Origin of the sequence: Streptomyces sp. NPDC050548 (assembly GCF_044457385.1) — a bacterium.
In the GTDB taxonomy this organism is placed as follows: domain Bacteria; phylum Actinomycetota; class Actinomycetes; order Streptomycetales; family Streptomycetaceae; genus Streptomyces.
In genome coordinates this window covers 129468-142082 of sequence record NZ_JBITGV010000003.1, presented here as the reverse complement: position 1 = coordinate 142082, position 12615 = coordinate 129468, and the positions used below count along the sequence as shown (strand labels likewise).

At 69.6% G+C, this 12615-nt stretch carries 13 protein-coding genes; 9 read left to right on the top strand and 4 right to left on the bottom strand.

Annotation, left to right across the window (positions count from 1 at the left end; translation table 11 throughout):
• Positions 1-102: 102 nt before the first annotated feature.
• Positions 103-1836: a 2-isopropylmalate synthase gene (gene leuA, locus ACIBJH_RS10710; protein ID WP_399116491.1), complete on the bottom strand. Its 1734-nt coding sequence runs from the start codon at positions 1834-1836 to the stop codon at positions 103-105.
• A 299-nt stretch (positions 1837-2135) separates the two neighbouring features.
• Between leuA and ACIBJH_RS10705 the strand changes: the two genes are divergently transcribed.
• Genes ACIBJH_RS10705 through ACIBJH_RS10680 form a run of 6 tightly spaced genes read left to right on the top strand, consistent with a single transcriptional unit; the run spans position 2136 to position 6848 of the window.
• The gene (locus ACIBJH_RS10705; RefSeq protein ID WP_399116490.1) at positions 2136-3203 is read left to right on the top strand and encodes a M4 family metallopeptidase; all 1068 of its coding nucleotides are present in this window, start codon (positions 2136-2138) and stop codon (positions 3201-3203) included.
• Between the two features lie 35 nt (positions 3204-3238).
• Positions 3239-3505 (top strand): protealysin inhibitor emfourin, encoded by a 267-nt coding sequence (locus tag ACIBJH_RS10700; protein WP_200712879.1) that lies wholly within the window; start codon positions 3239-3241, stop codon positions 3503-3505.
• Between the two features lie 46 nt (positions 3506-3551).
• On the top strand, positions 3552-4892 hold the full coding sequence (locus ACIBJH_RS10695; protein WP_399116489.1) for a GH1 family beta-glucosidase: 1341 nt from the start codon (positions 3552-3554) through the stop codon (positions 4890-4892).
• The gene (locus ACIBJH_RS10690) at positions 4889-6169 is read left to right on the top strand and encodes an MFS transporter (protein ID WP_399116488.1); all 1281 of its coding nucleotides are present in this window, start codon (positions 4889-4891) and stop codon (positions 6167-6169) included. Before ACIBJH_RS10695 ends, ACIBJH_RS10690 begins: the two co-directional genes overlap by 4 nt.
• A 41-nt stretch (positions 6170-6210) precedes the next feature.
• A complete protein-coding gene (locus ACIBJH_RS10685) occupies positions 6211-6450 on the top strand; it encodes a type II toxin-antitoxin system CcdA family antitoxin (RefSeq protein WP_399116487.1) in 240 nt (79 codons plus the stop codon).
• Positions 6447-6848, top strand: coding sequence for a PIN domain-containing protein (locus ACIBJH_RS10680; RefSeq protein WP_399116486.1), 402 nt, complete (start codon positions 6447-6449; stop codon positions 6846-6848). Before ACIBJH_RS10685 ends, ACIBJH_RS10680 begins: the two co-directional genes overlap by 4 nt.
• Before the next feature lie 7 nt (positions 6849-6855).
• Here the strand turns inward: ACIBJH_RS10680 and ACIBJH_RS10675 are convergent, their stop codons facing one another.
• Entirely contained in the window at positions 6856-7710 is an 855-nt protein-coding gene (locus ACIBJH_RS10675; RefSeq protein ID WP_399116919.1) for an NAD-dependent epimerase/dehydratase family protein, read from the bottom strand.
• A gap of 123 nt (positions 7711-7833) precedes the next feature.
• Between ACIBJH_RS10675 and ACIBJH_RS10670 the strand changes: the two genes are divergently transcribed.
• A complete protein-coding gene (locus ACIBJH_RS10670) occupies positions 7834-8712 on the top strand; it encodes a helix-turn-helix transcriptional regulator (protein ID WP_399116485.1) in 879 nt (292 codons plus the stop codon).
• Positions 8713-8880: 168 nt separating this feature from the next.
• Here the strand turns inward: ACIBJH_RS10670 and era are convergent, their stop codons facing one another.
• The gene (gene era / locus ACIBJH_RS10665; protein WP_200712884.1) at positions 8881-9849 is read right to left on the bottom strand and encodes a GTPase Era; all 969 of its coding nucleotides are present in this window, start codon (positions 9847-9849) and stop codon (positions 8881-8883) included.
• A 153-nt stretch (positions 9850-10002) separates the two neighbouring features.
• Here era and ACIBJH_RS10660 point away from each other — a divergent pair, with 153 nt between their 5' ends.
• Positions 10003-11343 (top strand): ammonium transporter, encoded by a 1341-nt coding sequence (locus ACIBJH_RS10660; RefSeq protein ID WP_399116484.1) that lies wholly within the window; start codon positions 10003-10005, stop codon positions 11341-11343.
• The gene (locus ACIBJH_RS10655; protein ID WP_201049101.1) at positions 11340-11678 is read left to right on the top strand and encodes a P-II family nitrogen regulator; all 339 of its coding nucleotides are present in this window, start codon (positions 11340-11342) and stop codon (positions 11676-11678) included. Before ACIBJH_RS10660 ends, ACIBJH_RS10655 begins: the two co-directional genes overlap by 4 nt.
• On the opposite strand, the gene ACIBJH_RS10650 is transcribed toward ACIBJH_RS10655, so the two are convergent.
• A complete protein-coding gene (locus ACIBJH_RS10650; RefSeq protein ID WP_399116483.1) occupies positions 11572-12585 on the bottom strand; it encodes a WxL protein peptidoglycan domain-containing protein in 1014 nt (337 codons plus the stop codon). The two genes, ACIBJH_RS10655 and ACIBJH_RS10650, sit on opposite strands and share 107 nt — an antisense overlap.
• Positions 12586-12615 lie beyond the last annotated feature (30 nt).

The following is a 12615-nucleotide window of genomic DNA, read 5'->3' as shown; positions in this document are numbered from 1 at the left end:
TGTGACCTGCACATCGATTGGCCGGGAAACGACGGGGCCCCGCCCGCCGGAGAGCGGCGTGCGGGGCCCTTGAGCGACTGGTAAACCGCCGGTCAGGATGGTTCAGCGGGTGGCGCGGTTGACGGCCGAGACGACCGCCTTCAGTGAGGCACGTGTCGTATTCGCGTCGATCCCGATTCCCCACAGAACCTTGTCGTCGATCGCGCATTCGATGTACGAGGCGGCCTGCGCGGAGGCGCCCTCGCTCATCGTGTGCTCCTGGTAGTCCAGGAGCCGTACGTCGATGCCGACGGACTGCAGGGCGTCGAAGAAGGCGGAGATCGGGCCGTTGCCGGAGCCGGTCAGGACGGTGTCGACGCCGTCGACGCTCGCCTCCACCTTGAGCGTGTCCACGCCGTCGGTGTCGGTGGTCGACTGGCCGGTCTTGACCTGGATACGGCCCCAGGGGTTGTCCGGGTTCGGCAGGTACTCGTCCTCGAAGGTCGCCCAGATCTGCTTGGGGGTGACCTCGCCGCCCTCGGCGTCCGTCTTGGCCTGGATCAGCTTGGAGAACTCGATCTGCATCCGGCGCGGCAGGTCCAGCTTGTGGTCGTTCTTCAGGACGTACGCGATTCCGCCCTTGCCGGACTGCGAGTTGACCCGGATGACGGCCTCGTAGGAGCGGCCGACGTCCTTCGGGTCGATCGGCAGGTACGGGACCGCCCACTCGATGTCGTCGACCGTGACGCCCTTGGCTTTGGCGTCGGCCTCCATGGCGTCGAAGCCCTTCTTGATGGCGTCCTGGTGGGAGCCGGAGAAGGACGTGTAGACCAGGTCGCCCACGTACGGGTGGCGCGGGTGGACCTCCATCTGGTTGCAGTACTCCCACGTACGACGGATCTCGTCGATGTCGGAGAAGTCGATCTGCGGGTCGACGCCCTGGGAGAACAGGTTCATGCCCAGGGTGACCAGGTCGACGTTGCCGGTGCGCTCGCCCTGGCCGAACAGGCAGCCCTCGACGCGGTCGGCGCCGGCCATCAGCGCCAGCTCGGCGGCGGCGACGGCCGTACCGCGGTCGTTGTGCGGGTGGATGGAGAGGACGACGTGCTCTCGGCGGGACAGGTGGCGGCCCATCCACTCGAAGCGGTCCGCGTGCGTGGACGGGGTCGAACGCTCAACGGTGGCGGGCAGGTTGAGGATGATCTCGCGGCCCGGGCCGGGCTGCCAGACGTCCATGACCGCCTCGCAGACCTCCAGCGCGAAGTCCAGCTCGGTGTCCGTGAAGATCTCGGGGCTGTACTGGTAGCCGAACTCGGTCTCGGGGCCCAGCAGTACGTCGGCGTACTTCATCACCAGGCGGGTGCCGTCCACGGCGATCTGCTTGATGTCGTCCTTGGAGCCGCGGAAGACCACGCGACGGAAGACGGGCGCGGTCGCGTTGTACAGGTGCAGGGTGGCGCGCTTGGCGCCCTTCAGGGACTCCACGGTCCGCTCGATCAGGTCCTCGCGGGCCTGGGTCAGTACGGAGATCGTGACGTCGTCCGGGATCGCGCCCTCTTCCTCGATGATCGAGCGCACGAAGTCGAAGTCGGTCTGGCCGGAGGCCGGGAAGCCGACCTCGATCTCCTTGTAGCCCATCTTGACCAGCAGGTCGAACATCGCGCGCTTGCGCACGGGAGACATGGGGTCGATCAGGGCCTGGTTGCCGTCACGCAGGTCGGTGGAGAGCCAGCGCGGGGCGACGGTGATCCGCTGGTCGGGCCAGGTGCGGTCGGGGATGTCGACCTGCTCGTACTGGCCGTACTTGTGGATCGGCATGGAACTGGGCTGCTGGCGATTGGCGCGGCTGGTTGCCATGATGCGGGGGCTCCTCGTGGTGTCCTGAAGGACGGCCGACGCGCAACGCGAAGCTCCGCGGGGAGGGAGTCGACCTGGACTACAGGCCCTCGCCGCGGCAGCTAAGGAGAAGCAGCCCGTAACGCATGATGTCCAGCAGAATAGCCGAGACGTGCGCCGTGCGGGGGGCCGTATCACTATGCGGGACATCCCCGGCCGTATACCACTCTCCGCTACGAGACTGTGATGATTGTCCCCGTATTTCACCAATCATGGTTGCCGGTAGTGACAGCGGCATAACTCGGTGCCAAGGTGCCGCCATGACGACACACGGGGGCTTCGAGCCCGTCTTCTGCACGATCGTCCCACCGCATGTCCTCGACAAGCTCGCCCAGCACGAGGACCCCGCGCTCGCCGGTCCCGCCCGCGAGACCCTGGAGCGCGACGCCTACGAGCGCACCCACCGCCGGCTGACCACCGTGCTCGGCGCGCCGACGCTCGCCGCGCCCACCGAGACGGACAAGCCACGGCGCACGATCTACGACGCCAAGCACAAGCAGGACCTGCCCGGAAAGAAGGTCCGCGCCGAGGGCTCGGACCCGGGCAAGGACGCGACCGTCAACCGCGCCTACGCGGGCCTCGGCGCCACCTTCGAGCTGTACCTCAACGCCTTCAACCGGCACTCCATCGACGGCGAGGGCCTGCCGCTCAACGCGTCCGTCCACTACGACGTGAAGTACGACAACGCGTTCTGGAACGGCGAGCAGATGGTGTTCGGCGACGGCGACGGCGAGCTGTTCCTCGACTTCACCATCCCGGTCGACGTCATCGGCCACGAACTCACCCACGGCGTCACGCAGTACACCGCGAACCTGACCTACTTCGGCCAGTCCGGCGCCCTGAACGAGTCGATCTCCGACGTCTTCGGATCGCTCATCAAGCAGTACTCGCTCGGCCAGACCGCCGCCGAGGCCGACTGGCTGATCGGCGCGGGCCTGCTCGCCCCGCGCGTCACCGGCGTCGCCCTGCGCTCCATGAAGGCCCCGGGCACGGCCTACGACGACGACGCCCTCGGCAAGGACCCGCAGCCCGCGACGATGGACGGCTTCATCAAGACCGGGCGCGACAACGGCGGTGTGCACCTCAACTCCGGCATCCCCAACCACGCCTTCTACCTGGTCGCCGACGCGCTCGGCGGGCACGCCTGGGAGAAGGCCGGACAGATCTGGTACGACGTGCTGACCGGCGGCGAACTCAAGAAGGACGCCCTGTTCACGGACTTCGCCACCCTCACCGTGGCCGCCGCGAAGACCCGGTTCGGGGACGGCGGCGAGGAACTGCAGGCCGTGCAGAAGGCGTGGGAACAGGTCGGGGTGCCCACGTCGTAGTCGCGCCGGACCCGTATCCGTACTAGACAGGACCCATGCGTATTCAGGTACGGCGCACGGGCGGTTTCGGTGGCATCGAGCGCCGCGGCGAGGTCGACACCTCGGCGCGGCCCGACGCCCATGAGTGGCACGCGCTGGCCGAACGGGCGGTCGCCGACGGCCAGCGCACGCCCAAGTCCGGTGTCCCGGACGGCTTCCACTACGAGATCACGGTGGACGGGAAGACCGTGTACACGGCCGACCCCAGGCTTACGGAGGAGCAACGGACGCTGATCCAGAGGGTGTTGAAGGAAGGTGCGTAACTGCTTGTTCACGCCCGCCCGTTGACACCCGTTACCACCGGTACGGATGATCCGGCGCATGGCGACTGATGCAGGCAACCCGATACCTCGGTTCCCGGCCGATTTCCTCTGGGGCGTCTCGACCTCGGCCCACCAGATCGAGGGCGCGGCCGACGAGCGCGAGCCCTCCGTATGGGACGTGTTCGAGGCCGAGCCGGGCCGGATCAAGGACGGTTCGACGGCGGCGGTGGCCTGCGACCACTTCCACCGCCACGGCGAGGACGTGGCCCTCCTGGCCGGCCTGGGCGTGGACGCGTACCGCTTCTCGATCTCCTGGCCGCGGGTGAACTCCCCCGGCGGCCTCGACTTCTACGACCGTCTCGTCGACGACCTGCTCGCGGCGGGCGTCCGCCCGGTCCCCACCCTGTTCCACTGGGACCTCCCGGTCGGTCTTGACTGGCTGGAGCGGGACACGGCCTCGCGTTTCGCGGAGTACGTGTCGGTGGTCGCCGACCGCCTGGGCGACCGGGTGAAGAAGTGGATCACCCTCAACGAGCCCGCGGAACACACCCTGTTGGGACACGCGCTGGGCGCCCACGCCCCGGGCAAGACCCTGCTCTTCGACGCGCTCCCGGTCGCCCACCACCAACTCCTCGCCCACGGCCTGGCGGTACGGGCCCTGCGCGCGGCCGGTGCCGACGACATCGGGATCGCCAACTCCCACGGCCCGACCTGGCCGGCCTCCCAGGAGCCGGAGGACATCGAGGCGGCGAACTTCTACGACCTGCTGCTGAACCGCCTGTTCGCGGAACCGCTGTTGCTGGGTGAATACCCTTCCGGACTCGGCGAGTTGATGCCGGGCGACGTCGACTCCGACCTGAAGGTGATCGCCGAGCCGATCGACTGGTACGGCATCAACTACTACGCGCCGAGCCGGGTCGGCGCACCCCAGGGCGCCGAGATCGAGTTCGGCGGCCTGACTCTCCCGGCCGAACTCCCCTTCTCGGTAAGGGAGATCGAGGACGTCCCGGTCACCGACTTCGGCTGGCCGGTGGTCCCCGAGGGCCTCACCGAACTCCTCACCACCTTCCACGACCGCTACGCCGACCGCCTCCCACCCGTCGTCATCACCGAGAACGGCTGCTCCTACAACGGCCTCGACGACCAGGACCGGATCGCCTACCTCGACGGTCATGTCCGGGCGCTGCACGGGGCGTTGGAGGCGGGCGTGGACGTCCGCGGCTACTTCGTGTGGTCGCTCCTCGACAACTTCGAGTGGGCGGAGGGCTACGAGCGCCGCTTCGGCCTCGTCCACGTCGACTACGAGACGTTGGCGCGCACCCCGAAGGCGTCGTACGGCTGGTTCCAGGGCCTGCTGCGGGCCCAGAGAGAGCGGGGACAGGGATGACGACGGCCGACGCGGCGGACGCGGCAGACGCGGTCTCCGCACCCAGCGCCCTCGCCGAACCCGTCGAACGCGTCGGCCGGGGCTGGACCTCCGCGCTCTCGCTCGCCAACGGGGCGATCTGGGTGGGCTGGTACGGCCCGCTGCAGATCCTGCTGGCCTCCCAGGCCAAGGACTTCGCACCCGGCACCGGCATGTCCAAGGAGACGATGCTGGCGTGGGTGACCGGCGCGGGCGCGCTGGTGTCCCTGGTCGCCAATCCGCTCTTCGGCGCGCTGTCGGACCGTACGACATCGCGGTGGGGCCGCCGTACGCCGTGGATCGTGGCCGGGTCGGCGGGCGGGGCGCTGTCGTTGCTGCTGCTCGCGGGTGCGGGCGGGGTGTGGACGATGGCGGCCGGCTGGTGCCTGGTCCAGCTCACCCTGAACGCGGCCTTCGCGGCGGTCACGGCGGCCGTCCCCGACCGCGTGCCGCGCCTCCAACGGGGCTCTGTGGGCGGCTGGTTGGGCGCCGCGCAGATCCTGGGCGTGGTCGGCGGAACGGGCCTTGCCACGGCGGCCGGGGGCATCGGGGCGGGCTACGTGGCGTGCGCGGTGTTCACGGCGGTGGGCGTGCTGCCGTACGTCCTGCGCCACAAGGACCTGCAACTCCGGCCCGCGGACCGGCCGTTGTGGTCCTGGCGGGGTTTCGTGAAGGGCTTCTGGCTGAGCCCGCGCCGCTATCCCGACCTGGGCTGGGCATGGTTGACCCGCTTCCTGATCAACCTGAGCAACGCGCTGGTGCTGCTGTATCTGTTGTATTACCTGCGCGACCGCCTGCACTACCACGACCCGGACCAGGGGGTCTTGATCCTGACGGCCGTGAACGGCCTCACGCTGCTCGCCACGGTCGTGGTCGGCGGGGTGTGGTCCGACCGGGTCGGCCGCCGCAAGCCGTTCGTGATCTGGTCCGGCGTGCTGATGGCGGTGGCGACGGCGGTCCTCGCGGGCTGGCAGACCTGGCCGGGCGCGGTGGCCTCGGCGGCCCTCCTGGGCATCGGCTTCGGCGTCTTCACCTCGGTCGACTTCGCCCTGATGACGGACGTCCTCCCGAAGGCCCTGGACCGCGGCAAGGACCTCGGCGTCATCAACGTCGCCAACGCCCTCCCCCAGGTCGCGGCCCCCGCCCTGGCCGCGCCGATCGTGACCTATCTGGGCGGGTACCGGGTGCTGTATCTGGTGTCGGCGGTGATCGGGATGGCGGGGGCGTTGCTGGTGCGGCGGATTCGGGGGGTGGACTGAAACGCAGGCCAGCGTGTGCCATATCGCGGTATGGTCGACGTATGGCCAGCAAGAAGATCACCATCACCGTGCCCGAGGAGCTCGTGGAGGCTGCGCGCGAGCTCACTGACAACATCTCCGGATTCGCGGCGGAGGCGCTCGCCTCCAGAGTTCGCCGTGAACTGCTCGCCGAGGACCTACGCCGTTACGAGGAGGAGCACGGGGCGTTCACCGAAGAGGAGATGGCCGAAGCCTTCGCCCGCCTCAACGGCGCTGCCGACACGAACCAGGAAGCCGCGTGACACAGATCGCGACCATTGTCCTTGATTACGAAGGACTCTCGGCCTGGACGGCCCAAGACCGAAAGACCGCCGCACTGTTCAAGGCGCTTCTGCACTCCGAGGCCAACCTTGTCGTGTCGGCCAACAGCATCATCGAGGCGACTCACGCGGGTACGAACATGCCGAGGCTGAACTGGGCCCTGTCCCGTGTCAAAGTCGAGCCTGTCACCGAGCAGCTCGCCAAGGCCGCCGCGAAGCTCCTCAAGGACACCGGGCTGCACGGTCACAAGTACGCGATCGACGCCACTGTCGCAGTCACCGCGCTCAATCAGCCCGGCCCCGTCGCCATCCTCACTTCGGACGTCGACGACCTGACGAAGCTGTGCGGTGGTCAGCGGGTCAAGGTCATCCCCCTCTGAGCCACCGTCAGAGCGCGCCCGCGTCCCGCGCAGCCCACACCGTCGGATACAGCGGGCGGTAGCCCAGCTCCCGGCGGATCCGCTCCGTCGACATGACGCCGAACCAGGGGTCGGGGTCGGTGCGGGTGTGCATGTCCGCGGGGATGTCCACGCCGTTCAGCAGGTGCAGCTCGACCGCCGTCACCGGCGCGTCGTCGGCGATGTTGTAGATCCGGCCGGCGACTCCCGGCGCGTACAGCAGCCGCAGCAGGCCCTGGGCCACGTCCGCGTGGTGGCCCATCTGGAGGCGCTGGGCCGCTGCCCAATTGCTCGCCCACATCAGGGAGTTGGCGAGGTGCGGATCGCCTTCGCCGTAGACGAAGGGGAGGCGGGCGACGCGTACGTCCATGGTGTCGAGGGCGAGGAGTTCGCGTTCGGCGGCCACCTTCGACTCCGGGTAGGCGCCCCACATCCTGCCGCCGGGCCGGATCTCGTCGTCCTCGGTCATCGGACGGCCCCGCCCGCCGCCGTACACGAGCCCGGTGCTGACCTGCACGAAGCGCCGTACGCCGGAGGCCACCGCGGCCGTCCCCAGGGCCACCGCCGCGTCGCGGTTGACGGCCCAGGCCTCCTCGTCCGGGACCCCGCGGAAGGACGCGGCGACGTTCACGACCGCGTCGGCGCCGGACACCGCCTTTCCGAGTGCCGTCTCGTCCCGCAGGTCACCGAGTACGACCTCGGCGCCCAGCTCGGCGAAGGGTTCGCCGCGGGCCTCGTCGCGGACCAGGACCCGTACCCGCTCCCCCTGCCGGGTCTGCGCCAGCAGCCTCGGTACGAAGCGTCGGCCGACCTGTCCCGTCGCGCCTGTCACCAGTGTCAGCATCATGTGCTCCTCTCGTCTCGTCCCGATCAGCTTTGGGCAGCCGGACCGCGGCCGGGAGAGACCTTCCGATCAGGGGATCGGCACTCCCTGGATAAGCCGGGCGGACTGCCGCACGCTGGAAGCGTGAACCGAGCCGAACTCGCCGACTTCCTGCGCCGGGGCCGGGCCCGCCTGGACCCCTCCGACGTGGGCCTCACGGCCGGCGCCCGCCGCCGTACGCCCAGCCTGCGCCGCGAGGAGGTGGCGCAACTCGCCGGGATGTCCGTGGACTACTACACGCGGCTCGAACAGTCCCGGGGCCCGCGCCCGTCCCGCCAGATGCTCACGGCGCTGGCGCTGGCGCTCCGCCTCACCGACGACGAACGCGACCACCTCTTCCACCTGACGGGAGAGGAACCCCCGCGCCGGGGAGGCGGAACCGCACACCTGCGGCCGGCCCTCCTCCTCGTCCTGGACCGGCTGCACGACACCCCGGCGCATGTGTCGAGCGACTGCGGTGAGGTGATCGCGCAGAACGCGATGGCACGGGCGCTGTCGGGCGACGCGTTCGCCCGCCCGCCCCGGGAACGCAACATGCTCCGCCGCTTCTTCCTGGACCCCGCCTCGCGGGAACCGTTCCCGCCTGAGGACATCCCGGAGCACGCGCGCGCCCACGTGGCGAACCTCCGGGCGGTGGCCGCGGCCCGCCCCGACGACCCGGAACCGGCCGCGCTGGTGACCGAACTACGGGCGGGCAGCGAGGAGTTCGCCCACCTGTGGGACCAGCACGAGGTGGCCGTACGACGGCAGTCCACGAAGCGCTTCCGCCACCCGCTGGTCGGCCTCCTGGAACTGGACTGCGAGGTCCTCCTGAACCAGGACGCCCACCACCTGCTGATCATCCACACGGCGCGCCCGGGGACGGAGTCCTACGAGCGCTTGCAGCTGCTGCGGGTGATAGGCGTGCAGGACATGACTCCCGCCCCTCTGGGGGCTGCGCCCCCAGACCCCCATCGGCCCTGAAGGGGCCTCGTCCTCAAACGCCGGACGGGCTGAAAGGTCAAGCTCCGGCCGGCATCGACTCAGCCTCTCCGGCGTCTGAGGAGCGGGGTCTGGGGCGGAGCCCCAGAAGGATGGGACGGGTAGGGGCGGCGGGGGCGAGAAAACTCCTCAGAACCCCCAACTCCCCCTCTAGAACCCCAACTTCCGCAACTGCCGAGGATCCCGCTGCCAGTCCTTCGCGACCTTCACATGCAGGTCCAGGAACACCGGAGTCCCCAGCAACGCCTCGATCTGCTTGCGCGACTTGATCCCGACCTGCTTCAGCCGCGCGCCCTTCGGGCCGATGATGATGCCCTTCTGGCTCGGCCGCTCGATGTAGACGAAGGCGTGGATGTCGAGGAGCGGCTTGTCGGCCGGCCGGTCCTCGCGCGGCAGCATCTCCTCGACGACGACGGCGATGGAGTGGGGCAGCTCGTCCCGCACACCCTCCAGCGCGGCCTCGCGGATCAACTCCGCGATCATGACCTGCTCGGGCTCGTCGGTGAGGTCGCCCTCGGGGTAGAGGGCAGGGCCCTCGGGCAGCAGCGGGATGAGGAGGTCGGCGAGCAGATCCACCTGCTGGTCCGCGACCGCCGACACCGGCACGATCTCCGCCCACTCGAAGCCCAGCTCCTTGCCGAGCTGGTCGATGGCGATGAGCTGCTCGGCGAGGGTCTTGGAGTCGACCAGGTCGGTCTTCGTGACGATCGCGATCTTCGGCGTCTTCTTGATCGACGCCAGTTCCTTCGCGATGAAACGGTCACCCGGGCCCAGCTTCTCGTTCGCCGGCAGGCAGAAGCCGATGACGTCGACCTCGGCCCACGTCGTACGGACGATGTCGTTGAGCCGCTGCCCGAGCAGCGTGCGCGGCTTGTGCAGGCCAGGCGTGTCGACCAGGATCAGCTGCGCGTCCGGCCGGTGGACGATGCCGCGGACCGTGTGCCGCGTGGTCTGCGGCTGGTTGGCGGTGATCGCCACCTTCTGGCCGACCAGAGCATTCGTAAGGGTGGACTTGCCCGCGTTGGGGCGGCCCACGAAGCAGGCGAAGCCGGCGCGGTGGGGAGCCTCCGACGAGTCAGACGGCTTGGATGACGGGGTACGAACGCTCATGGCGCCCATTGTCCCTGATCCACAGGCCCCCGCCGCACAACAGTCCACCGGAGCCTCACACGGTGAGCTTTCGGTAACCCCGACGCAATGAAACGTCACGGAAACACGGACGTGCACAACCGGAAACCCGGGCCGGTGACCCTCTGACGAGCCCCCACACCGTTGGAGACGACCGTGACGACCGTGACCCCCGCCGCCGCACTCGCCGCCGGGCGTATCGACACCGGCGACACCGCCTGGCTGCTCGCCGCCACCGCCCTGGTCCTGCTGATGACCCCGGGCCTGGCCCTCTTCTACGGCGGCATGGTCCGCACGAAGAGCGTCCTCAACATGCTGATGATGAGTTTCGTGTCGATCGCCCTGGTCACGGTGGTGTGGCTGGCGGCCGGGTACTCGCTCGCCTTCGGCGACGACATCGGCGGCGGGCTCATCGGCGGCCTCAAACACGCCGGCATGGCGGGCCTCGGCCCGGACTCCGTCCACGGCACCGTGCCCACCCTCCTCTTCGCCACCTTCCAGCTCACCTTCGCGATCATCACGGCCGCGCTGATCAGCGGCGCGGTGGCCGACCGGGTGCGGTTCGGGGCATGGCTGGTCTTCGTGCCCGTCTGGGCGCTGCTCGTATACGTTCCCGTCGCGCACTGGGTGTGGGGCCCGGGCGGCTGGATCGCGGCGCACCTCGGCGCCCTCGACTTCGCGGGCGGCCTCCCGGTCGAGATCACGTCCGGAGCCTCCGGGCTGGCCCTGTGCCTGGTCGTCGGCCCCCGCCTCGGCTTCAAAAAAGACGCCATGCGCCCGCACAACCTCCCCATGGTCATGCTGGGCGCGGGCCTGCTCTGGTTCGGCTGGTTCGGGTTCAACGCGGGCTCCGCGCTCGGCGCCAACGGCCTCGCCGCCGCGGCCTTCCTCAACACCCTCGCCGCCGGCTGCACCGGCCTCCTCGGCTGGCTCTTCGTCGAGCAGAAGCGCGACGGCCACCCGACCACCCTGGGCGCGGCCTCGGGCGCGGTCGCCGGCCTGGTCGCGATCACCCCGTCCTGCGGCTCGGTCTCGCTCCTCGGCGCACTGGTCGTCGGCCTCGCCGCCGGTGCGGTCTGCTCGTACGCGGTCGGCTGGAAGTTCAGGCTCAACTACGACGACTCGCTCGACGTCGTCGGCGTCCACCTGGTCGGCGGCGTGATCGGCACCCTCCTGATCGGCGTCTTCGCGGTCACCTCGATGACCGGCGGCGCGGAGGGCCTGCTCTACGGCGGCGGGCTCGCCCAGCTCGGCAGGCAGCTGGTGGCCGTGGTCGCCGTAGGGGCGTACGCGTTTCTCGTGACGTACGGGATCGGGAAGGTGCTCGACCGGGTGATGGGGCTGCGGGCGAGTGAAGAGGAGGAGCGGACGGGTCTGGACCTTACGGTGCACGCCGAGACCGCATACGATCACGGCGTCCTGGGGCACGGAGCCCCGGTCAGCCCGTCCGTCCCCTCCCTTCAGAAGGTCACGTCCCAGCCATGAAGCTCATCACCGCGATCGTCAAGCCGTACCGCCTCGACGAGGTCAAGACGGCGCTCCAGGAGCTCGGTGTGCACGGCCTGACCGTCACCGAGGCCAGCGGCTACGGCCGGCAGCGCGGGCACACCGAGGTGTACCGGGGCGCCGAGTACCGCGTCGACCTCGTGCCCAAGGTGCGGATCGAGGTCGTCGTCGACGACGCGGACTCGGAAGCCGTGATCGAAGCGATCGTCAAGGCCGCGCAGACGGGGAAGATCGGGGACGGGAAGGTGTGGTCGATGCCGGTCGAGACGGTCGTACGGGTACGGACGGGCGAGCGCGGCCCCGACGCGCTCTGACCGCCAGCACTCCCCCGACGAACCCGACCGCGAGCAGCAGCGCCGCCGCGAGCCAGGGCAGCGCGAAGAACGACGCGCTCGCCGACTGTTTGGTGCCCGGCGCGCTCGCGGTCAACGTGATGTCGCCCCAGTCGAGTTGGGGCGATCCCTTCCACGGCTCGGTCAGCTTCACGCTCTGCCCGGGGAGCAACTCGGCCGGGATACGGGTGAGTCCGCGTGAGAGCAGCGTCCGGCCGAAGAGACCCTGCGCCTTCAGGGTCACCTTCGGGTCGAGGGTGACGTTGCCGGTGTTGTGCAGCGTGTAGGAGATCGTCGCGTCGCTGCTGCCCAACCCCGGTACCAGCGGCTGGTGATGGGCGATGTGGACGTGTTCGACGGCGAGCGCGGGGAGCGTCGGACCGCTGACCCGGAGATAGACGCGGGCGCCCACGGCCCGCTGCACGCCGAGCGCGAGTGAGCCGTCGCCCTTGTCGACGCGTTCGTCCAGCGCCACCAACGCGCCCGGGTGATCGCCGGGTTCGGCCCCTTCGGGCACGTGCAGGGTGAACGGCACGGTGACTGTCTTGTGGGCGGGCACAGTTACCCGGGACTTGGCGGGCTTCGCCCACGCGCCGACGCCCCGCATCGTCTCCTTCACCGTCCGTACGGCGAACCCGCCGTCGCGCGCGGTGTTGTAGGCGTCGGCCGCGTAGAGGCGGAAGGTGAGGGGCTTCGCCGTCTTGTTGGCGACGACCACCTTGTCCTGGATGGTCTGGCCGGGATCGGCGGAGAGATAGAAGTACGGCCGCGCGGCGATCTGCGAGGCGGCCGGGTACACGGACCAACTGCCGTTGTCGGCGGCATGGGAAGACGGCGCGGCGAGCACGCCGAAACACAGGCTCAGGAGGAGGACATACAGCTTGCGCATGGGTGCGGACCCCCACGGACGTGGTGTGCG

Coding starts and splice junctions, on each gene's coding strand:
- leuA (WP_399116491.1), bottom strand. CDS start 1,836: ATGGCAACCAGCCGCGCCAATCGCCAGCAGCCCAGTTCCATGCCGATC.
- ACIBJH_RS10705 (WP_399116490.1), top strand. CDS start 2,136: ATGACGACACACGGGGGCTTCGAGCCCGTCTTCTGCACGATCGTCCCA.
- ACIBJH_RS10700 (WP_200712879.1), top strand. CDS start 3,239: ATGCGTATTCAGGTACGGCGCACGGGCGGTTTCGGTGGCATCGAGCGC.
- ACIBJH_RS10695 (WP_399116489.1), top strand. CDS start 3,552: ATGATCCGGCGCATGGCGACTGATGCAGGCAACCCGATACCTCGGTTC.
- ACIBJH_RS10690 (WP_399116488.1), top strand. CDS start 4,889: ATGACGACGGCCGACGCGGCGGACGCGGCAGACGCGGTCTCCGCACCC.
- ACIBJH_RS10685 (WP_399116487.1), top strand. CDS start 6,211: ATGGCCAGCAAGAAGATCACCATCACCGTGCCCGAGGAGCTCGTGGAG.
- ACIBJH_RS10675 (WP_399116919.1), bottom strand. CDS start 7,710: ATGCTGACACTGGTGACAGGCGCGACGGGACAGGTCGGCCGACGCTTC.
- era (WP_200712884.1), bottom strand. CDS start 9,849: ATGGGCGCCATGAGCGTTCGTACCCCGTCATCCAAGCCGTCTGACTCG.
- ACIBJH_RS10655 (WP_201049101.1), top strand. CDS start 11,340: ATGAAGCTCATCACCGCGATCGTCAAGCCGTACCGCCTCGACGAGGTC.
- ACIBJH_RS10650 (WP_399116483.1), bottom strand. CDS start 12,585: ATGCGCAAGCTGTATGTCCTCCTCCTGAGCCTGTGTTTCGGCGTGCTC.